16 protein-coding genes are annotated in these 19,954 nt (G+C 63.2%); 5 read left to right on the top strand and 11 right to left on the bottom strand.

The window, feature by feature from the left end:
* Positions 1-107: 107 nt before the first annotated feature.
* The 9 genes from K5H97_RS23425 to xseA all read right to left on the bottom strand — a co-directional run bounded on the left by K5H97_RS23425 (position 108) and on the right by xseA (position 10,970).
* Positions 108-1,697 carry a DUF6384 family protein gene (locus K5H97_RS23425; RefSeq protein WP_051555710.1) on the bottom strand — a complete coding sequence of 530 codons (1,590 nt, stop codon included), beginning with the start codon at positions 1,695-1,697 and terminating at the stop codon, positions 108-110.
* A 10-nt stretch (positions 1,698-1,707) separates the two neighbouring features.
* Positions 1,708-2,334 carry a DUF6384 family protein gene (locus K5H97_RS23420; RefSeq protein ID WP_143496120.1) on the bottom strand — a complete coding sequence of 209 codons (627 nt, stop codon included), beginning with the start codon at positions 2,332-2,334 and terminating at the stop codon, positions 1,708-1,710.
* A 107-nt stretch (positions 2,335-2,441) separates the two neighbouring features.
* Entirely contained in the window at positions 2,442-2,741 is a 300-nt protein-coding gene (locus tag K5H97_RS23415) for a DUF6384 family protein (protein ID WP_051555709.1), read from the bottom strand.
* A complete protein-coding gene (locus tag K5H97_RS23410) occupies positions 2,738-3,880 on the bottom strand; it encodes a hypothetical protein (RefSeq protein ID WP_028691642.1) in 1,143 nt (380 codons plus the stop codon). Before K5H97_RS23410 ends, K5H97_RS23415 begins: the two co-directional genes overlap by 4 nt.
* 44 nt (positions 3,881-3,924) lie before the next feature.
* A complete protein-coding gene (locus K5H97_RS23405) occupies positions 3,925-5,277 on the bottom strand; it encodes a hypothetical protein (RefSeq protein ID WP_028691641.1) in 1,353 nt (450 codons plus the stop codon).
* Positions 5,278-5,281: 4 nt separating this feature from the next.
* Positions 5,282-6,685, bottom strand: coding sequence for a DUF6384 family protein (locus K5H97_RS23400; RefSeq protein ID WP_155952703.1), 1,404 nt, complete (start codon positions 6,683-6,685; stop codon positions 5,282-5,284).
* 30 nt (positions 6,686-6,715) lie between these two features.
* Positions 6,716-8,389: a 2-isopropylmalate synthase gene (gene leuA / locus K5H97_RS23395; protein WP_028691640.1), complete on the bottom strand. Its 1,674-nt coding sequence runs from the start codon at positions 8,387-8,389 to the stop codon at positions 6,716-6,718.
* A 370-nt stretch (positions 8,390-8,759) separates the two neighbouring features.
* Entirely contained in the window at positions 8,760-9,587 is an 828-nt protein-coding gene (locus K5H97_RS23390) for a M23 family metallopeptidase (RefSeq protein ID WP_028691639.1), read from the bottom strand.
* A gap of 3 nt (positions 9,588-9,590) precedes the next feature.
* Positions 9,591-10,970 (bottom strand): exodeoxyribonuclease VII large subunit, encoded by a 1,380-nt coding sequence (xseA, locus tag K5H97_RS23385; RefSeq protein ID WP_028691638.1) that lies wholly within the window; start codon positions 10,968-10,970, stop codon positions 9,591-9,593.
* Positions 10,971-11,108: 138 nt separating this feature from the next.
* Between xseA and K5H97_RS23380 the strand changes: the two genes are divergently transcribed.
* Complete coding sequence (locus K5H97_RS23380; RefSeq protein WP_028691637.1) at positions 11,109-11,873, top strand: N-acetylmuramoyl-L-alanine amidase; 765 nt, start codon at positions 11,109-11,111, stop codon at positions 11,871-11,873.
* On the opposite strand, the gene K5H97_RS23375 is transcribed toward K5H97_RS23380, so the two are convergent.
* Positions 11,861-12,760, bottom strand: a complete 900-nt coding sequence (locus tag K5H97_RS23375; RefSeq protein ID WP_028691636.1) for a LysR family transcriptional regulator — start codon at positions 12,758-12,760, stop codon at positions 11,861-11,863. The two genes, K5H97_RS23380 and K5H97_RS23375, sit on opposite strands and share 13 nt — an antisense overlap.
* Before the next feature lie 97 nt (positions 12,761-12,857).
* Between K5H97_RS23375 and K5H97_RS23370 the strand changes: the two genes are divergently transcribed.
* The 4 genes from K5H97_RS23370 to guaA all read left to right on the top strand — a co-directional run bounded on the left by K5H97_RS23370 (position 12,858) and on the right by guaA (position 17,430).
* The gene (locus K5H97_RS23370; protein WP_028691635.1) at positions 12,858-13,613 is read left to right on the top strand and encodes a sulfite exporter TauE/SafE family protein; all 756 of its coding nucleotides are present in this window, start codon (positions 12,858-12,860) and stop codon (positions 13,611-13,613) included.
* 50 nt (positions 13,614-13,663) lie between these two features.
* Positions 13,664-14,221, top strand: a complete 558-nt coding sequence (locus K5H97_RS23365; RefSeq protein WP_023628476.1) for a hypothetical protein — start codon at positions 13,664-13,666, stop codon at positions 14,219-14,221.
* An 86-nt stretch (positions 14,222-14,307) separates the two neighbouring features.
* Positions 14,308-15,777, top strand: coding sequence for an IMP dehydrogenase (gene guaB, locus K5H97_RS23360; protein ID WP_028691634.1), 1,470 nt, complete (start codon positions 14,308-14,310; stop codon positions 15,775-15,777).
* A 75-nt stretch (positions 15,778-15,852) separates the two neighbouring features.
* Positions 15,853-17,430: a glutamine-hydrolyzing GMP synthase gene (gene guaA, locus K5H97_RS23355; protein WP_028691633.1), complete on the top strand. Its 1,578-nt coding sequence runs from the start codon at positions 15,853-15,855 to the stop codon at positions 17,428-17,430.
* 81 nt (positions 17,431-17,511) lie between these two features.
* Here the strand turns inward: guaA and K5H97_RS23350 are convergent, their stop codons facing one another.
* A complete protein-coding gene (locus K5H97_RS23350) occupies positions 17,512-19,809 on the bottom strand; it encodes an autotransporter family protein (RefSeq protein ID WP_028691632.1) in 2,298 nt (765 codons plus the stop codon).
* Between the last annotated feature and the right edge of the window lie 145 nt (positions 19,810-19,954).

Below are 19,954 nucleotides of genomic sequence, written 5' to 3'. Positions count from 1 at the left end.
GTGTTTGGCGACTGCCAATTTACCTGCTTCCCTGACTGTCAACTCGCTCTTCCCCCAGACTCCGCGAAGAACCTTTTTTTTGCCTGAGTCATTTAGGCCGATAATTGTCAGCCGCTGCCAGGTCGGCTGGGGTCGATCAGGGGCCGTGCGCTGGTAAGCAGGGTCTTGATCGCCTGCAGGTCCATCTCGCCTCGCTGGTAGGCCTCGATGAACTGCCTGATCGGACGAGGGGTGATGTAGCGGCTGTTGCGATCTTGGTAAAAGTCGTTGCGCAAGGCGCGATCCAGTGCCAGCGCGCGCTGATGGTCGAAGCTCGCGCGGTCACGCACCTGCAGCAGCCTGGTGCTGGCCTCCTGCTGTTCAAGCAGGCGTGGGTGCAAGCCCTGAAGCTCACTCACCAACGCATCATCGGCCTCATCCGGTGTGGCGGCGGCGTGCTGCATGAGTTGCGCAAGCGGGCGGGTCTTGAGTTTCGCAGTGAGCTGCTCGCGAATGCGTTGCAGGTTGCGATCCCGCCCCTGGTTGAAGGCGCTCAATTGCAGGTACCAGGCATCGACTTCGGCCTTCGCCTCGGACAGTTCGTGGTCGAGAGCATCGTCCTGTGCCCAGAGCGCCGGCAAGCCCAGCCTATGGTACGCCTCGTCCAGATACGCCTGGTGTTCACGTCCCATTTGCTCCCTGTCGCGCATGCGCTGTTCCCTTTGTACTTCATTGCGGTCGAGCATTGCCTGGAGCATTTGTTCGTTGGCTTGGTTTACCTGGAAACTCACCTTGCGGGCGAGGAAGTCATCGAGCCAGGTACGCAGCAAGCGAGGTCTGTAGCGCTCGGTTGCGTAGTCGCGTAATACCAGGGCGCGGAATATTGGGTTGTTCCAGTACGCTACCAGCTTTGCCCTGCACTCGTCGCGGATCTCCACATAAGCCAGTTCGGCTTGCGGCTCGTTGTCCAGCGCTCGGCGAATGTGCGCAGTCAGGCTCAGGTATGCCGGGTCTTTCTCAAGTTGAGTACGGGCCTGGGTTTCAAGTGTGCCGATGCGTGTCTGTAGGTGGCGCTGAGTCTCGAGGCGTGCCTTGATCAGCCGTTGCAGGCGATCGATGTGGTCGTGCAGCTCGGCTTGTGCGCTTTCGCGTTCGGCCAGCAGTTGTCGGGTCTCAGGATCAAGCTCTGGACCGTGTTCCAGTTGGAAACTGGCAAGTTCATTGAGTTTCTCGGTCATCAGACACTCAAGCCTGACCTCGCGAGCAATGGCCTCACGCAAGTCTTCTTCGGCTTCACGCTGCGCCAGCAGGGTGCTACGGGTGTAGGTGTCGATCGCGATGAACAGGGTATCGGGTGTCATGGTTCGGTCATATCCAACCAGCAAGCAGTGCCAGCTCAGGGCGCCGACAGCCAGTACGGCCGCAGTTGGCGGGATCAGCAGCGAGGGCGACAGGGCCAGGCGCACCAGCAAGCGCTCCCACCTGCTCAGCGGCGGCGCTTCGAAGACCAGGCGTTGGGCGAAGAATGCCCGAACGCCCTGTTCGACATGCGTCTGTTCATGATGGATGCCGTTGCGCTGGTAATAGCTGCGTATGCGTTCGCTTACTTCGCTGCGCTGCTTCGGCAGATCCAGGTGCTCCTGCTGTGCGAGTTCCTGGTGGCGCAACTCGTCGACCAGGGCCATGGCCCCCATCTGTTCGGAAAGTGAGACGGTCATTGGCGGGTCATCAGAAGCTGGCGGAGACGATGGACTGGTTGGTGTCGGCCGGATTGTCGAAGCTGCTACCGGCAAAGACGCGATTGTCGAAGTGCCTGCTTAGGTTGTAGGCATCCTTGCGGCCGATGACCGGATTATCGACGCGGCCCTTGGCCTGCTTGACCTGCTGGGCTTTCAGGTACTGCGCGTGGGTGACCTGCACACCGAGGGAGTCGGTGAGGGCGATCGCGCCGGTGTGGCCGTTGGCGAGCGGCATCGTCACCACCTTGCCCTGCGGGTCGCGTGCCTGAAACACCAGGAACCATGCCTTGCCGTCCTCGCTGCCTGGCTGGCACGCCGAGGTCTTGCGGCAGCGTTCGTAACCGGATATCTCTCCGGCGCCGTCGGGGATGTGCAGTTGCAGCTGCGCTTCGGTGTAGTCGACGTACACCTGCAGCTCGCGCAATGCCTGAATGGCCTTGGCCGGCCCATGATCGGCCACCAGCGCGCCGGTGGAACGGGCGAACGGCAGCAGCTTGGCGCGCACGTCTTCCGGTAGCGGCATGGCTTCCAAGCGGGCCATCAACTGAGTGTACTGGTCCAGGCGTGCCTGGTGCGCCGCTCGGTCCGCTTCCCTTGTCCAGGCTGGCGCTGGCACCCCCAGGCCCTTTTGGGTAGGGGCGCTGACCTCGGTCGGTCGGGTGGGCGCCACAGGTTGGCGCAGATTTGCCGTCAGCAGGGCACCGCCCAGCAAGGCGACCCACGTCAGCCCCCCCAGGCCAGCAGCCTGCGGCGCAGGAGCATCCCCGCCAGCAACCTGCGGGGCCAGGACAGTTGCGGCGCCTCGAACCGCAGACGGCGGGCGAAGAACTCGCGTACCCCTTGCTCGATCAGGCTGTCATCGCAAGCGATGCCCTGGCGCTGGTAGTAGCCACGAATGCGTTCGACGATTTCGGCGCGACGCAGCGCCAGGTCCAGATGCTCCTGAACCTGGCGCTGCTGCAGGCGCAGCTCGCCGACGAGGGCCATGGCCCCCATCTGTTCGCTGAGCGAGCCATTGCTCATTGCGCGGCTTTGCTCAGCAAGGAGGCGAAGGCGCGCTTGGCGTCTTCGACTGCGGTGGAAATTTCCAGCGCGGCCTTACTCGACTCGGCACGGTAGGTTTCGGTGAGGCCTTTCATGTCATTCTGGAAATCCAGGGTGGCCTGGGCCAGGGCGCGCACCGATTCGACGCGCAGAGTCGAGCCATAGCTGGCTTTCATCGCCGCCCCCAGTTGCTGGTTGCCCAGCTCGCCCAGGGCTTCCAGGCCCTTGTTGATACCGGAGGTGGTGGCGTTGAGGGTATGGGTGGCCTCGGCCATGCCCTGGTTGGCGGTGAACGAAACCGCAAGGCTGGTGAGCACGATTTCGTTAGTGGCGAAGAACGACACCATTCGCTGGTACTGACGCTCCTTGACCACATGCACCTGGCTGATGCGGGCAAAAACCATCTCGGCGGTGTTGTAGCCGACCCGTAGGTCGTCAGCGATATCCTTGACGATCTGGTAGCTTTTGTCTTCGTTCTGCAGGGCTCGCACCGCTTCGTCACGCACCAGCTCAAGTGCCGCGATGCGGGCTGGCTCTTCGCTTGCGGCCGCCGCCACGGTAGCGTTGGCGGAGTCCAGGGCACTGCTGCACTCCTGCAGGGACTGCCCGGCGATGGCCAGCACTTGCTGGGCATCAACCTCGGCAGTCTTCATGGCCAGGCGGAAGTCCATGTACGCTTCCAGGATCAGGCTTTCGCGAGTGATCTGGTCGCTGGCGGCCGCGCACACGTCGAGGTAGTGCTTGCGAATGTCCTCGAATCGGCTCGGGATCGAGCCTCGCAGCATGCGCATCCAGGCCAGCTTGAGGCGTTCGAGGGTATCCAGGCGACCATCGTCCATCCATGTGGCCATGGCAGCCGCATCTTCACGAATTGACGTGAAGCTGTCGGTGATATCCATGTAGCGGTGAGAGATATCCATCCCGGCGATCTGCTCGCGTACGGTCTGGTTGAAAAGTGACGCCTGCTGCAGTACTGCGGCGATGCCGGTGACACGCTGGTTGTCGTAGTGCGCGACCTTGTCCAGCAGGGTCAGTACTGGTGCTGGCTGGGGCGCCTGACCGAAGGCGATGCCGATTTTGCGCAGGCCGTCGAGGGCGCGTTCGAGGTATAGGCTCATGGTGATCCTTGCCTGAGTGGATATTTGCAATTGAGTTGCGCGATTCAGAAACTGTTGGTTGTACGGAAACCACCACCGCCGGAACTGCTGGAGGTGCTGAAACCGCTTCCACCGAAACTGCCTGACGTGGAGAAGCTGCTGCCATGGGAGCTGGTCGAGTTGCTCCGGTCGTCAACTGGAAGCTGTGGCGACACGAACTGCCGACCTTCATCGAGCAAGCGCTGCACGTCGGACTGTTCCAGCTGGCCGCGCATGTAGTCGTCGAGTATTTGTTCGATGGGCTGCTGCAGCTGGTACACATGGCTTTGATCGCGGTAATGGGCATCGCGCAGCGCGTACTCCAGGGTCTTGGCCCGGTCATAGCGTTGGCGCTGGTTGTCACTCTGGTCGCGCAGGCTCCTCAGCGGTTGCTGAATCTCCCGTAGCCGCGCGTGTAGCAACTGCAGGTCGCCTACCAGGACATCGTCGTCCGGGCTAGGTGTTTTGGCTGCCTCGATGATCAGCTCGGCCAAGGGGCGTGCCCTGAGCCTGTCGGTGATGCTCTGGCGAATCTGCAACAGATGGGGATCGCGTTGCTGATTGAAGTCGGCCAGTTGAGCATGCAGTGAGCTGGCGTCGGCCTTGGCCTCGCTCAACAACACTTCCAGCTCTTGTTCCTCGACCTGCAGGGCCCGCATGCCAGCTGCTTCTCGGGCTTTTTCCAGATGCTGCTGGTGTTGCGCCTGCAATTGCTGCCGCGCCTGGGCGAGGGTCTGGCGCTGGGTCTCGTTGCGCGTGTACATGGCCAGCAAGGTCTGTTCGTTGGCGTAGTTGACGTGAAAGTCGACCTTGCGCGCCAGGTAGTTGTCCAGTACGCGCTGGAAGGGGTAAGGCCGGTATTGTTCGGTCCCATAGCTACAGGCCTTGAGGAAACGGTAGAGCGGGTTGCTCTTGTAACCCTCCAGTTTGTTGGCGCACTCGTTGCGGATTTCCTCGTAACCCGCATCGGACTGCTGTTCGGCTTGCCGGGCCGCATTCAGTTGTCCCAGCAATTGGGCGAAAGCAGGATCCTCGTCGAGCAGACGCTGGGCCTGGGCATCGAGTTGGCCGAGATCACTGCGCACTTGCTGACGTTTATCCAGTTGGGCGGCTATCAAATGCTCGACTCGTTCGAGCGCCTGGATAAGGTTCGCTCGGGCGTACTCGCGCTGCTCGAACAACAGCCGCGTATGCAGGTCTTGATCGGGGGCGATATTCAGCTGCAGGGCGGCAATCTGGCCCAGCTTCGAGGTGATCTGATCTTCCAGTCGGGCTTCTTGGTCAAGCTGGGTATACAGCGCTTGCTCAGCGTCACGTCTGGTCTGTTCGGCTTGGCGCGAGTTGTGTTCGAGCGCATTGACAAGGGCGATCGGTGTCATGGCATTACCATTCCAGAATCATGTCGGGGGTAGCGTAGGTGCTCTGGCTGAAGTGTATGCTCAGGCTGTTCACCGGTTTTCTGCCGATCAGGCGTTGGCTGATATGGCCATCTTCGAGCTTGTCCTGCCGGACCCGCAGATACTCGTCGTAACTGACGCGGACACCGAAACGATTGGCCCAACGGGTCTTGCCGGTCTCCACGCTGGTCACCGGCGCCCACGTCTGCTTACCGGCAGCGTCGAAGGGTTCGACGATCAGATACCAGCTTTTGCCTCGGGTGCTGTTCGGACTGCAGCCGGCGTTTTCGTAACAGCGCTCCACACCCGACTTGATGCCGGGGCGATCGATCAGCTCGATGGTCAGGGGTTCTGCGGCGTAAATCAGGTAGTCTTTCACTGCGTCGAGGGTGGAGTCGGCCTTTTCCAGTTGCAGCTTGGCGATATCTTCACCGGCACGGTTGAGCCAGTCAGCCAGTTGCTCATGATCGGCCTTGGGCAGCGGCACGGCATTCAGGCGATCCTGCAATTGCTGCTGCCGGTCGAGGCTGATGTAGACGTGCTCCACGCGGTTGAGTCGTTTTCTGGCCTTTGCCAGGTTGTTTTGCGCGCCGGCCAACACGAAGTACGCTTGTTCGATTCGAGCATTGAAGGGCGCGCGGTTGTCGCGGGTGATCGGATCGGGTCGTACGACATTTAATGATTGGCTGGGGCTGGGCAGCAGACGCTCGACCTTGATGAGCAGATCCGCCACCACTGGAACCGGTTGGCGTGACTGACGCGCCTTGGATTGCTCCAAACGCTGGCGCTGCGCAGCTAAATCCATCTGCAACAGCTGGACATCAATGGCCAATTGGTCGGCACTCAGGCCCGCCCGGATGTTTAGTCCACTCTCCACCAGAAACAGTGTGCCCAGGCCCAAGGCGATCAGCAGCACGCTGTAGGCCACGCCTTTTAGCAGCGGTCGGTAGGCCATGGCCAGACGAGTCAGCAGACGTTGTGTGAAGCCCAGTGCAGGGGCTTGGAATTCAAGGCGTCGTGCGAAGAATTGACGTACGCCTTCCTCGACCGTTGCTTCGTCGAAGGCGATGCCATGGCTCTGGTAGTAAGTGCGAATGCCTTCGGCCACTTCGGCCCGGCGCCGAGGCAAGTCAAGGTGCTCCTGGATGGCCATTTCGCGATGACGCAGTTGGTCAACCAGCCCCATGGCGCCGATCCGTTCACTCAATGGGATGCTCATCGATTGCATTCCAGCGGGCGGTGCCGCGGTGCGTGCGCCAGGCAATAGCTCATGGTGCTCCTTGCATGAGTGGGGGAGGGCTCGCGCAGTATACCCATGAATGAAGGCTAAATAATGGCCTGCTTTCTGCAGCCTGTTAATCTCATCGTGCGCGCACAAAAAAGCCCGCATCTCTGCGGGCTCTTCTGGACGATCAGCGCATCAAGCCGCTTTGGCCTGTTGCTGGCTCAGCGACCGGTTCAGCGCGCTGAACAGCGCCTTGAAGCTGGCGGTGGTGATGTTCTCGTCGATGCCCACGCCATGCACCGGACGCCCACCGGCCACACGCAGTTCGATGTACGCCGCCGCCTTGGCGTTGGTGCCGGCACCGATGGCGTGCTCGTTGTAGTCCATGATCTCCACGTTGACCGGCAGGCCGGCGACCAGCGCTTCCAAGGCGCCGTTGCCCTTGCCGTGCCAGTGCAGGGTGGTCTCGCCTTCACCGGAGACTTCCACCTGCACGTGGCTGCTGCCGTTCTCTTCCTGCAGGCGGTGGCTGACCAGCGCATACGGTGCGTTGGCCTGGAGGTACTCCTTCTGCAGCAGCTTGTAGATCTGCTCGGCGGTCATTTCCAGGCCGAGACGGTCGGTCTCGCCCTGTACCACCTGGCTGAACTCGATCTGCATGCGGCGCGGCAGGCTGATGCCGTACTCCTGCTCGAGCAGGTAGGTGATGCCACCCTTGCCCGACTGGCTGTTGACGCGAATCACCGCCTCGTAGCTGCGGCCGATGTCGGCCGGGTCGATCGGCAGGTACGGCACCTCCCACAGTTCGCCGTCCTGCTGCTTGGCGAAGCCCTTGCGGATGGCGTCCTGGTGCGAGCCGGAGAAGGCGGTGTGGACCAGGTCGCCGACGTACGGGTGACGCGGGTGCACCGGCAGCTGGTTGCACTCCTCGACGACCTTGCGCACGCCGTCGATGTCGGAGAAGTCCAGCTGCGGGTCGATGCCCTGGGTGTAGAGGTTCAGGGCGAGGGTGACCAGGTCGACGTTGCCGGTGCGCTCGCCGTTGCCGAACAGGCAGCCTTCGGCACGGTCGGCGCCGGCCATCAGGCCCAGCTCGGTGGCGGCGATGCCGGTGCCACGGTCGTTGTGGGTGTGCAGGCTGATGATCACGCTGTCGCGACGGTTGATGTTGCGGCAGAACCATTCGATCTGGTCGGCGTAGACGTTCGGCGTGGCGACTTCGACGGTGGCCGGCAGGTTGAGGATGATCTTGTGCTCAGGAGTCGGGTTCCACACTTCGATCACCGCGTCGCACACTTCCTTGGCGAACTCCAGTTCGGTGGCGCTGAAGGTTTCAGGCGAGTACTGGAAGGTCCACTGGGTGTTCGGCTGCTGGGCGGCGTACTTGACGAACAGCTTGGCGGCGTTGACCGCGATGTCCTTCACGCCCTGCTTGTCCTGGTTGAAGACGATGCGGCGGAACGACGGGCAGGTGGCATTGTACAGGTGGACGATGGCCTTCTTGGCCCCGCGCAGGGATTCGAAGGTACGGGCGATCAGGTCTTCACGGGCCTGGGTCAGCACCTGGATGGTGGTGTCGTCCGGGATGTGGCCGTCTTCGATCAGAGTGCGCACGAAGTCGAAGTCGGTCTGCGAGGCCGACGGGAACGAGGCTTCGATTTCCTTCACGCCCACCTGCACCAGGGTCTTCCAGAACCGCAGCTTCTTCTCCGAGTCCATCGGCTCGATCAGCGACTGGTTGCCATCACGCAGGTCGGAACTGCACCAGATCGGTGCCTGGGTGATGGTCTTCGACGGCCAGGTACGGTCGGGCAGGTCGATGGTCGGGAACGCGCGGTATTTCTTCGAAGGGTCTTTGAGCATGGTCATGGAAGCAATCCTTTTTATGTGCGGCCGTGATCGGGCCTGCCAAACGAAAACGAGAGAAAAAGGCGAGGCGACGCGATTCACCCTGGTAGTCGGGCGCTGACCAGGCAGAGGCTGCGGTGTTGTCGGAGCAGGGTGCTGAAGATGTTCATAGGCTCAACCCTAACCAGTGGGTTGGGGGATGGCAAGCATTGCGGAAAAATTGAGAGGAATGCTTAAAAAAACGAATCTTATGAGTTTTTCTGGCCGCTTAATTGGTCTTGTTGATATTTTATTGCGTGATGTTTTTTTGTTGCGCAAATCGCGGGGCCTGCCCGATCCCACGATGCCACCGTCGGCTGCGTGGGAGCGGGCTGGCCCCGCGATTGCGCTTTCAGGGCTGGAACGCGCCGATGAAAATCGCCGGATCGACCCGCGCATCGTTGAGGCTGACGTTCCAGTGCATGTGCGGCCCGGTGGCCCGGCCAGTCGAACCCACGCGGCCCACCACCTCGCCACGGCGTAGCACCTGCCCTGGCTTCACGTCGATCTTCGACATATGGCAGAACATGCTGATGAAGCCCTGGCCATGGTCGACGAACACCGTGCGGCCATTGAAGAAGTAGTCGCCCACCAGGATCACCTTGCCATTGGCCGGGGTCTTGATCGGCGTGCCGGCCGGCACGGCGAAGTCAAGGCCCGCATGAGGGTTGCGCTCCTCGCCGTTGAAGAAGCGGCGCACGCCGAACTTGCTCGACAGCGGGCCGTTGACGGGCTTGTCGAGAATCAGGTTGCTCGGCAGGGCCGGGCTGAAGCTGCGGTAGGCCTTGACCTGTTCGGCCAGCTCGCGGTCGATGCGCTTGAGGTCCTCGGGCTCGGGGTTGACCTGGCGCTTGTTCTTCAGGGTGATGTGCTGTTCGGGGTATTTCTTGCTGCCCACGCTGAAGCGGATGTCGCGCCCCCCCTGGGTGAGCACGGCGCTACCGGGTTTCTGGGTGAGCGGGATGCCGACGATGGCCAGCCAGTTGTCCTGCTCCTTCACCACCAGCACCGGCTTGCCGTCGAAGCGGGCGCTCGGCGCGCTGGCGGCCGGCCCCAGGTTGACCACGGCCACGCCGCCGGGCACCGGCTTGTCGAGGGTGCGGGTGATGTAGCTGGCCTGGGCCGCGGTGAGCGGCAGCAGCAGGGCAAGGGCGAGCAGGGGCGCGAACAGGCGGGGCATGTGTCAGTCCAGTAGCGAGAGGGTGACCGGAGTCTGGTGGTTGTCCTCGACCCGCACCTTGAGCTCGCCTTCGTTGAGGCGGGCAGTCAGGCGCTGGCCGTTGTGGGTCTGCGCGGCGTTGCGGATGGCCTGGCCGCGCTCGTCGAGAAGGATGCTGTAGCCGCGGGCGAGGGTGGCCAATGGGCTGACCACCTGCAGCGTCTGCAACTGCGCCTGGAAGCGCTGGCGGCGGTCCTTGATCACCTCGCGCATGGCCCGTGGCAGGCGCTCGGCCAGGCTGTCCAGGCGCTGCTTGAGCAGTTTCAGGTTGCGTCCCGGGTGTTGTGCGGCCAGGCGCATGTCGAGGCGGCCGAGACGTTCGTGGCGTTGGCGCAGGTTCAGCGCGAAGGCGCGGCGCAGGCGCATGTCCAGGTCGTCCAGGCGTTGGGCCTGCTGGCGCAGGCGCTCGCCCGGGTGGCGCAGGCGTCGGGTCAGGCCCTCGACGCGCAGGCGGTCATGGGCCAGACGGCTCTGCATGCGCAGCAACAGGCGTCGCTGCAGGCTGTCCAGGCGCTGCTGCAGGCCGCTGCTGTCGGGGGCGAGCAGCTCGGCGGCGGCTGATGGCGTGGGGGCGCGCACGTCGGCGACGAAGTCGCTGATCGACACGTCGGTCTCATGGCCCACGGCGCTGACGATCGGCGTCACGCAGGCGGCCACGGCACGGGCCACGGCCTCTTCGTTGAAGCACCAGAGGTCTTCCAGCGAGCCGCCGCCACGGGCCAGGATCAGCGCGTCGAAGCCCTGCCGGTCGGCCATCTGCAGGGCGCGGACGATCTGCGTGATGGCCTCGCGGCCTTGCACGGCGGTAGGGATCAGGTTGAGCTCGACCTGCGGCGCACGGCGGCGGAACACGCTGATGATGTCGCGGATCACCGCGCCGGTGGGCGAGGTGACGATGCCGATGCGCCGCGGATGGGCCGGCAGCGGCTGCTTGCGTTCGGTGCTGAACAGCCCCTCGGCGCCGAGCTTTTCCTTCAGCGCCTCGAAGGCCAGGCGCAGGGCGCCGTCACCGGCCGGTTCGACGGTGTCGAGGATCAGCTGGTAGTCGCCGCGGCCCTCGAACAGCGAAACCTTGCCGCGCACCTTGACCGCCAGGCCATCGCGCAGGGCCTGGCGCACGCGAGCGGCGTTTTGCCGGAACAGCGCGCAGCGGATCTGCGCGCCGCTGTCCTTGAGGGTGAAGTACATGTGGCCGGAGGCCGGGCGGGCGAGGTTGGAAATCTCGCCTTCCACCCAGACACTGCGGAATACGTCCTCGAGCAGCACGCGGGCGCGGCCGTTGAGCTGGCTGACGGTGAGGACCTCGCGGTCCAGGCCGAGTCGTTCGAAAGGGTCTCTGATCATGCCGGGCATCATAAAGGAGCCGTCGCGCGGATGCACTGTGCCGGCTGCTGGCACGCCCCACCTTGGGAGCATTTCCGGCTGTCGGCCCCGATATCCGGCGATGCACGCTGGGCGCCTGATTCCATGAGGAGATTCGCCATGTATCCCATAGACGCCTACACCTACCGCTCCAAGGCGTTCAACCGACGGGTGCGATTCCTGGTGCTGCATTACACAGCCGTCAATTTCAACGGCTCGATCAATGCGCTGGTCAACGGTCCCCAGGTCAGCGCCCATTACCTGGTGCCCGACCCATCCGATCCGAGCTTCACCAGTGCAGGTTTCGACGCGATGCGCACCTTCAACCTCGTCGACGAGAACGAGCGCGCCTGGCACGCGGGTGTCAGCGGCTGGGCCGGACGCAGCAACCTGAACGATACGTCGATCGGCATCGAGATCGTCAGCCAGGCGTCGGTGAGCAACGGCCAGTTCGTGTTCCCGCCCTATCACCCCCAACAGGTGGAGGCCTTGATCCAGCTGGGCCAGGCGATCCTGCAGCGCTATCCGGACATCACGCCGACCCAGGTGGTCGGCCACAGCGACATCGCCATTGGCCGCAAGAGCGACCCGGGTGCCGCTTTTCCCTGGCAGGCGCTGCACCAGGCCGGTATCGGTGCCTGGTATGACGAGGCGCGCAAGGCGTACTACCAGCAGCGCTTCGCGGGCTGCCTGCCGCAGGTCAAGGTCGTCCTCGCCAAGCTGCGTACCTACGGCTACAGCTTCCCGACCAGCCCCGATCCGGCCCAGGTGCGTGCAGTGCTCAGGGCGTTCCAGCTGCATTTCCGGCCAGGCAACTTTGACGGTGTACTGGATGCCGAAACCGCGGCGATCATCTTTGCGCTGGTGGAGCGCTACATGCCCTGATCGCCCTGTGGCAAGCGCAGGCTGTCCAGTAGCTTTCTCGACAGCGCTCCCGCGTCGCGTCGGCAGGCCAGGGCCACGGTGCTCTGGCAGGCCTCGGTCAGCGGCACGAAGGTGACCGAGGGCGGGGCGATTTCGCGCATGCTCAGGGGCAGCAACGCCACCCCGAACCCAGCCTGGATAAGCTGCAGTTGGGTGGTCTTGCGCGATACCACCTGCGCCGCCTGGGGAAAGAATCCCTCGTTCATGCACAGCGACGCCGACAGGTAGCTCAAGCCGCCGCGCTGACGATGGGGTATGGAAATGAAGCGTTCCTCGCGCAGTTGCCCCAGTCGGACACTGCCAGCCGTGGCCAGTGGATGGCTCGCCGCCACCGCCAGCAGCAGGGGCTCGTCGAATAGCGCATGCAACTCCACGCCCTCGTGCTGGCGCAGCACCGGCAGGCGCAGCAGACCGATTTCCAGGCGGCCCTCGGCGATGTCCTGAAGTTGCGCCTCCGACGATTGCTGGGCGATCTCCAGGGAGACGCCGGGGTTGTCCGCGAGGTAGGTGCCGAGGCGCTGCAGCAGTTGTCCAGTCAACGGCACGGTACTGGAGTGGTTCAGCCGCAGACTGCCACGCAGGCCCTGGCCCACCTCGCGGGCCAGACGTTCGGCTTTGTCCAGGTCGGCCAGCAGATGTCGGGCGCGGTCGAGGAAAGCCAATCCTGCGGCGGTCAGCCGTGGCTGGCGCGCGGTGCGTTCGAACAACGCGGACCCCAGGTGCAGCTCCAGTTCCTTGATCTGTCGGCTGAGAGCCGACTGGGCGATGTACAGCCGCTCGGCGGCGGCACTGAAGCTGCCGGCCTCGGCGATTTCGACGAAGTAGCGCAGTTGGCGGATCGAGGTCATGTCATGCCTTTTTCAGATATCTCTTGGCGTAAAGGCATATTAGTCGGCATGGCTTGTCGCTGGCTAACCTTCTGGGGTCTCCCGAGGAATTGCTGCGATGCTCGCTCAACTGTCGTTTTCCATGCTCGACTGGCTACCCATCCTGCTAGGTGTGGGGGTGGCTTATATCGTCTTCGGCATCGCCGGTTTCGGCACCGCGCTGGTCGCTGGCCCCGTGCTGATCCATTTCATGCCATTGTCGCGGATCGTTCCGTTGCTGGTGCTGCTGGACTTCGTCGCCGCCTTCGGCAACCTGCTACCGTCGCGGCGCGACGTGGTGCGCGGCGAACTGCTCAGGCTGCTGCCGTTCATGGCCGTGGGCTGCACGCTGGGCGTGGTGTTCCTGCTGCGCCTGAAGTCCGATGTGCTGCTGTTGCTGATGGGGCTGTTCGTCACCGCCTATGCGGTCTATGGCCTGGCGGTGAAGGTACGGCCGGCGAACCTGTCGGGCGCCTGGGCGGTGCCCATGGGGACGGTAGGCGGGTTGTTCGGCGCCCTGTTCGGCAGTGGTGGTTTTCTGTACGCGATCTACCTCAGTGCGCGGCTGGAGGCCAAGGAGCAGGTGCGGGCGACCCAGGTCGCGCTGATCAGTTGCAGCACGGTGGTGCGCCTGTCGCTGTTCCTGATCGCCGGGGTGTATGCCGACGCCAGCCTGTTGCTGCTGGCCGCCTGCCTGCTGCCGGTGATGTTCATCGGTACCTGGCTGGGTCGACGGTTGACGCTGAGGCTGTCCCGCGAGGCCTTCGTGCGGCTGGTCACCTGGCTGGTGCTGGCCAGCGGCCTGGCGTTGATCGGTCGCTACCTGAGCGCCTGAGCAGGCGGTAGAATTGCGTCCTTACCGCAGTTCCCAGGCCCGCCTCAAGCATGAACACCCAGAGCATCATCGTCCCCAAGCTGTCCACCGTGCCGGTCCACGAAGCCCGGGCCCGCGCGATCCTGCGCTGGCTGGTGCGCGAGAAAATCGTCGAGGAGCAGTTGAGCACCTGTGGCCGCACCGGCAATCGCATGGGCCATGCCCTGGCCGAAGGGGCGCGCAAGGTGGCCCTGCACCCCGAGAAACTGCCGTTCGGTGAGCAGGTCAATGGCCTGGAGGTGATGCTCAAGCGCTGCATCTACACCCCCACCGACGGTTTTCTCGAGGAGGCCGGCTGCCCGGAATGCCGGCGCGAGGTGGGCGAGCCGCTGTTCGAGAGCCTGGAGGAGTGGATGCCGGGGGTGAGTGACAACTTCACCTGCCCGCTGTGCGGCTTCGAGGACGACATCAATGGCTTCCTCTACCTGCAGCCGTGTGCCTTTTCCAACCTGGGGTTCATCTTCAATAACTGGGGCGAGGCCGGGTTCACCCAGGCCTTCCTCGACAGCTTCGCCGACTGGCTGGACCAGCCGGTGGCGGTGGTGCAGGTAAAACTGCCGCAAGGCTGACCGAAGGCCCTTATTTTGCATTGAGCGGCGCGCCATGGATGGGTATAATGGCGCGCTTCCATTTTTCCCTCCCGGGAGCCCCCGCGATGCTGCGTATCAGCCAAGAAGCCCTGACCTTCGACGATATCCTCCTTGTACCTGGCTACTCCGAGGTACTGCCCAATGAAGTCAGTCTCAAGACCCGTTTGACTCGTGGCATCGAGCTGAACATTCCCCTGGTCTCCGCCGCCATGGACACCGTGACCGAAGCGCGCCTGGCCATCGCCATGGCCCAGGAAGGCGGCATCGGCATCATCCACAAGAACATGACCATCGAGCAGCAGGCCGGCGAAGTACGCAAGGTCAAGAAGTTCGAGGCTGGCGTGGTCAAGGACCCGATCACCATCGACGCCGACGCCACCGTGCGCGACCTGTTCGACCTGACCCGCCTGAACAACATCTCCGGTGTTCCGGTGCTGGCGAACGGCGATCTGGTCGGCATCGTCACCTCCCGTGACGTGCGTTTCGAAACCCGCCTGGACGCCAAGGTCCGCGACGTGATGACCCCCAAAGAGCGTCTGGTCACCGTCCGCGAAGGCGCCGACAAGAACGAAGTCCGCGAGCTGCTGCACAAGCACCGCCTGGAAAAAGTCCTGATCGTCGACGACAAGTTCAACCTCAAGGGCATGATGACCGTCAAGGACATCGAGAAGGCCAAGGCCTACCCGCTGGCCAGCAAGGACGACCAGGGTCGTCTGCGCGTCGGCGCCGCGGTCGGCACCGGCAAGGACACCGGTGAGCGCGTAGCCGCCCTGGTGGCCGCCGGCGTTGACGTGGTGGTGGTGGACACCGCCCACGGTCACTCCAAGGGCGTGATTGACCGCGTTCGCTGGGTCAAGGAGAACTACCCGCAAGTGCAGGTGATCGGCGGCAACATCGCCACCGGCGCTGCCGCCAAGGCCCTGGCTGAAGCTGGCGCCGACGCGGTCAAGGTCGGTATCGGCCCGGGCTCGATCTGCACCACCCGTATCGTCGCCGGTGTCGGCGTGCCGCAGATCAGCGCCATCGCCAACGTCGCCGCCGCACTGGAAGGCACGGGCGTGCCGCTGATCGCCGACGGCGGCATCCGCTTCTCGGGTGACCTGTCCAAGGCCATCGTTGCCGGCGCCTCGTGCGTGATGATGGGCTCGATGTTCGCCGGTACCGAAGAAGCCCCGGGTGAAGTCGAACTGTTCCAGGGCCGTTCCTACAAGGCCTACCGCGGCATGGGCTCGCTGGGTGCCATGGCACAGGCGCAAGGCTCCTCCGACCGTTACTTCCAGGATTCCTCGGCCGGTGCCGAGAAGCTGGTACCGGAAGGCATCGAAGGCCGCGTGCCGTACAAGGGCGCCCTGGCCGCGATCATCCACCAGCTGATGGGCGGCCTGCGTTCGTCCATGGGCTACACCGGCAGCGCGACCATCGAAGAGATGCGTACCAAGCCGGAGTTCGTGCGCATCACCGGTGCCGGCATGGCCGAGTCCCACGTGCATGACGTGCAGATCACCAAAGAAGCCCCTAACTACCGCGTAGGCTGAGGCTTCAAGCAATAGCAAGCGGGGCTGTCATGACAGCCCCGTGTCGTTTCCGATTTCCACTGACGAGATTGAGTCATGGCCCTCGACATTCACGCTCACCGCATCCTGATCCTCGATTTCGGTTCCCAGTACACCCAACTGATCGCCCGCCGCGTGCGCGAGATCGGCGTGTACTGCGAGCTGCACCCGTTCGACATGGACGATGAAGCGATCCGCGAATTCAACCCGCGCGGCATCATCCTGGCCGGTGGCCCCGAGTCGGTCCACGAAGCCAACAGCCCACGCGCCCCGCAAGCGGTGTTCGACCTGAAGGTCCCGGTGCTGGGCATCTGCTACGGCATGCAGACCATGGCCGAGCAGATGGGCGGCAAGGTCGAAGGTTCCGACCTGCGCGAGTTCGGCTATGCCCGCGTCGACGTGGTCGGCAAGAGCCGCCTGCTCGACGGCATTGAAGACCATGTCGATGACGATGGCGTGCTGGGCCTGGACGTGTGGATGAGCCACGGCGACAAAGTCACCCAGATGCCGGGCAACTTCCATGTGCTGGCCAGTACCCCGAGCTGCCCGATCGCCGGCATGTACGACGACGCCCTGGGCTACTACGGCGTGCAGTTCCACCCGGAAGTGACCCACACCAAGCAAGGCGGTCGCATCCTGTCGCGCTTCGTCAAGGACATCTGCGGCTGCGAAGCCCTGTGGACCGCCTCGAACATCGTCGAGGACGCCATTGCCCAGGTACGCGCACAGGTCGGTTCGGCCAACGTCCTGCTCGGCCTGTCCGGCGGCGTCGACTCCTCCGTGGTTGCCGCGCTGCTGCACCGCGCCATCGGCGACCAGCTGACCTGCGTATTCGTCGACAACGGCCTGCTGCGCCTGCACGAAGGCGACCAGGTGATGGCCATGTTCAAGGAGAACATGGGCGTCAAGGTCATCCGCGCCGATGCCGAGAAGCAGTTCCTCGACAACCTGGCCGGCGAAGCCGACCCTGAGAAGAAGCGCAAGATCATTGGTCGCACCTTCATCGACGTGTTCGATGCCGAGGCCAGCAAGCTGGAGAACATCCAGTTCCTCGCCCAGGGCACCATCTACCCCGACGTGATCGAGTCGGCCGGCGCCAAGAGCGGCAAGGCCCATGTGATCAAGTCGCACCACAACGTCGGTGGCCTGCCGGAGGAAATGAACCTCAAGCTGGTCGAGCCGCTGCGCGAGCTGTTCAAGGACGAAGTACGCAAGATCGGCCTGGAGCTGGGCCTGCCGTACGACATGGTCTACCGCCACCCGTTCCCGGGCCCGGGCCTGGGCGTGCGCATCCTGGGTGAAGTGAAGAAGGAGTACGCCGACATCCTGCGTCGCGCCGACCATATCTTCATCGAAGAACTGCGCAAGGCCGACTGGTACCACAAGACCAGCCAGGCGTTCGTGGTGTTCCAGCCGGTCAAGTCGGTCGGCGTCGTCGGCGACGGCCGTCGCTACGCCTGGGTCGTGGCCCTGCGTGCCGTCGAGACCGTGGACTTCATGACCGCGCGCTGGGCGCACCTGCCGTACGAGCTGCTGGAAACCGTCAGCAGTCGTATCATCAATGAAATCGACGGCATCTCCCGCGTCACCTATGACGTGTCGAGCAAGCCGCCGGCGACCATCGAGTGGGAATGATCCCGCGTCCGGCATAGCCCGACAGCCTGAAACGACAAAGCCCGCATCAGCGGGCTTTGTCGTTTCAGGCGAAGACGTTGATCAGAAGTCGTAACGCACGTTCGCACTGAAGGTGTCAGCGTTGAAGCCGCTGCTGGCCAGGTAGTTGTACGTGCCTCCTACGCTCCACGCGCCCACGCGGTAGTTTGCACCCAGTCCCAGCTCGTAGCTGTCGCGCGCAGGTTTCGCGCCCGTGGTGGTGAACGGGGTGCCTCCAAGGACGAAGGTGGAGGTGGTGCTGGCCTTGTCAGCGATGAAGTCGTGCCAGGCCATCAGCTTGGCTTCCGGTTCCAGGGTGCCTACACCCACGTCGAAAGCGGCCGCCAGGCGAGCGCCCAGGCCCATCTCGCCGATTTCATAGCGCTGGCTGCCGACGTTGAGGGCTGCTGAGCTGCCTTTTTCACGGTACGAATCAATCGACACGTTGGCATAGCGCGCACCGACCTGTGGTTCCAGCAGCCACTGCTTGTCGAGCTGGAAGGTGTAGCCTGCCAGGGCGTTGACGCCGAAGATTTCACTGTCGTAGTCGGCCTTGGCGCGGGTACCGGCGATGTAGCGTTTGGACTCGTTGTCGTTCCAGCCATACATCAGCGAGGTGTCGACGAAGAAGTTGTCACGGGCCCAGTTGCCGTACAAGGTCAGTGCATGGCCGCTGACGTCGGTTTTGCTGCCCAGGTCGGATTTCACATTGCTGGTGAGGTAGCTGTACGCCACGCCCAGGGTGGTATTGGCGTCGAGCTTGCCGTCCGCACCCACGGCAATGCCGTGTGTCTTGGCGTCGTAGCCGTCGACGCCGCGGCGGCTGTCCTGGTTGGCATCGCTGGACAGCGCTTGCAGCCATATGCCTTGTTCTGCCAGGACGTCACCGGAGGACTGGCCGTTGCGCGCTTTGCTGGCGCGACGGTTGATGGCGCTTGTGACCAGGTTCTGGCCGCTGGTGGCGGCATGAATCACCCCACGGCTGACATCCGGGGTCAGGGTTTCGGCAAGCTTGGCCAGTTCTTCGTTGGTGGCGGCGTTGGCGAAACGCTGGAACACCGGGTCGCTTTCGTCCATCAGGCCCAAGACGGTGTTCTTGAGCGGCTTGATCGCGTTCACCGCGTTGTCCGAGCCACTGGCATCCTGCAGGCCCTGTGTGATCGCCTCGTCACTGCGGGTGGCGACCAGCGCTTTGAGATCCTGGCCTTCGATGCCGAAGCTTTTCACCTCGAGCAGTGCCGAGGAGGAAACCACGGACAAGTTCTGCGGATCTTCCCAGGTGCCTGAGTTGATGAGGGTGTAACGAGTGCCCTGGGCTGGTGTACGGAAGTCGTCGGAGCGAGCTTGCAGTTCGACCTGGCTACCCTCAGAGAAGTAGGTGTTGCCTGTGACTTTGAGAATCGGCGTTTCAGGCAATGTGTCGTTATCCAGCAGCAGACGCAGGCGCGCAGTGTCGCTGTCCAGGTCCAGGCCGCCCACGATGGTCGTCTGTGGGCGGAGCAGCGTCAGGCGACCACCGTCGATATCGACGTAACCGGCACGGATGGTCGAGCCATCGAATATCGCTTCACCGCTCACCAGCACACCGTTCAAACCCAGCAGGTCACCTTTTATTTGCCCGGCGTGCCAGTAGAAATAAGAGGGCGAGGTGTTGTCGTCCGCCAGAATTGCCGCAGTGCCGCCTTCGATCAGGCCACTTGTCTGCGTGATGGCGAAAATGCTGAAACCGCCCGAGGGGTCGAGGCTGACAAAGTGAATGCCCACCCCATCGGCCGAGATCGTCCCGCTATTGTTGATAGCGGTCTTGAAGTCGCCACCCAACACTTGAGCGGTGAAGCGGGCGTTCTCAACTTCGATACCCGCAGAGTCGATGCCGCGAGCGGTGATGGTGACCGAGTTGTTGATGTTCGCCTGGGTCGAGGTGATCATCATGCCATTGGCACCTTCGCCAGTCACAGCGATGTTGCCGTTGTTGTTCACTTCACCCGTAATCTTCGCCAGGTACAGGTCCAGCCCCATGGCGCTATTGCTGTTTACCGTAATGTCGCCCTGGTTGACCAGGTCGCCGGTGGCGGTAGAGTTGAGGGTCATGCTGATACCCGACAGGACATCGCTGGTATTCGCAGCCGCCAGGTTGATTTTGCCCTGGTTGACCAGGTTGCCCGCCAGGGTCACGTTAACCAACGTTACACCTGCATTCTGCGACGTGCCGGTGAAAGTGACGTTGTTGAATACATCACCGGAGCTGTTGTAGGCCCCTGTACTCAGGTCATGGTTGAAGTCGGGTGCGGGTGTGGCATGGGCAGTAGCCGCGGCGACAGACAGCGCCAACAGCGAGCGGCGCAAGAGGTGGATGCTCAAGACAGTCGTATCCTTACAGGGAGAAACCGGCAGGGAACACTGCGCATCAGCGTTTGTTATAGGCATCCCAGCCAGCGTGTCGGTGAAGTGCTGATTTTAAACGCGTGCAATCTACACGATGCCTGCAGGAAAATTCATCATGAAA

Origin of the sequence: Pseudomonas mosselii, assembly GCF_019823065.1 — a bacterium.
GTDB classification, from domain to species: Bacteria; Pseudomonadota; Gammaproteobacteria; order Pseudomonadales; family Pseudomonadaceae; genus Aquipseudomonas; species Aquipseudomonas mosselii.
The sequence above is the reverse complement of the archived record's forward strand: the minus strand, read 5'-3'. Positions and strand labels throughout refer to the sequence as shown.

What these genes read in the sequence shown, in the direction of transcription:
- K5H97_RS23425 (WP_051555710.1), bottom strand. Translation starts at nt 1,697, where the DNA reads ATGACCGTCTCACTTTCCGAACAGATGGGGGCCATGGCCCTGGTCGAC.
- K5H97_RS23415 (WP_051555709.1), bottom strand. Translation starts at nt 2,741, where the DNA reads ATGAGCAATGGCTCGCTCAGCGAACAGATGGGGGCCATGGCCCTCGTC.
- K5H97_RS23410 (WP_028691642.1), bottom strand. Translation starts at nt 3,880, where the DNA reads ATGAGCCTATACCTCGAACGCGCCCTCGACGGCCTGCGCAAAATCGGC.
- K5H97_RS23405 (WP_028691641.1), bottom strand. Translation starts at nt 5,277, where the DNA reads ATGACACCGATCGCCCTTGTCAATGCGCTCGAACACAACTCGCGCCAA.
- K5H97_RS23400 (WP_155952703.1), bottom strand. Translation starts at nt 6,685, where the DNA reads ATGCGGGCTTTTTTGTGCGCGCACGATGAGATTAACAGGCTGCAGAAA.
- leuA (WP_028691640.1), bottom strand. Translation starts at nt 8,389, where the DNA reads ATGACCATGCTCAAAGACCCTTCGAAGAAATACCGCGCGTTCCCGACC.
- K5H97_RS23390 (WP_028691639.1), bottom strand. Translation starts at nt 9,587, where the DNA reads ATGCCCCGCCTGTTCGCGCCCCTGCTCGCCCTTGCCCTGCTGCTGCCG.
- xseA (WP_028691638.1), bottom strand. Translation starts at nt 10,970, where the DNA reads ATGATCAGAGACCCTTTCGAACGACTCGGCCTGGACCGCGAGGTCCTC.
- K5H97_RS23380 (WP_028691637.1), top strand. Translation starts at nt 11,109, where the DNA reads ATGTATCCCATAGACGCCTACACCTACCGCTCCAAGGCGTTCAACCGA.
- K5H97_RS23375 (WP_028691636.1), bottom strand. Translation starts at nt 12,760, where the DNA reads ATGACCTCGATCCGCCAACTGCGCTACTTCGTCGAAATCGCCGAGGCC.
- K5H97_RS23370 (WP_028691635.1), top strand. Translation starts at nt 12,858, where the DNA reads ATGCTCGCTCAACTGTCGTTTTCCATGCTCGACTGGCTACCCATCCTG.
- K5H97_RS23365 (WP_023628476.1), top strand. Translation starts at nt 13,664, where the DNA reads ATGAACACCCAGAGCATCATCGTCCCCAAGCTGTCCACCGTGCCGGTC.
- guaB (WP_028691634.1), top strand. Translation starts at nt 14,308, where the DNA reads ATGCTGCGTATCAGCCAAGAAGCCCTGACCTTCGACGATATCCTCCTT.
- guaA (WP_028691633.1), top strand. Translation starts at nt 15,853, where the DNA reads ATGGCCCTCGACATTCACGCTCACCGCATCCTGATCCTCGATTTCGGT.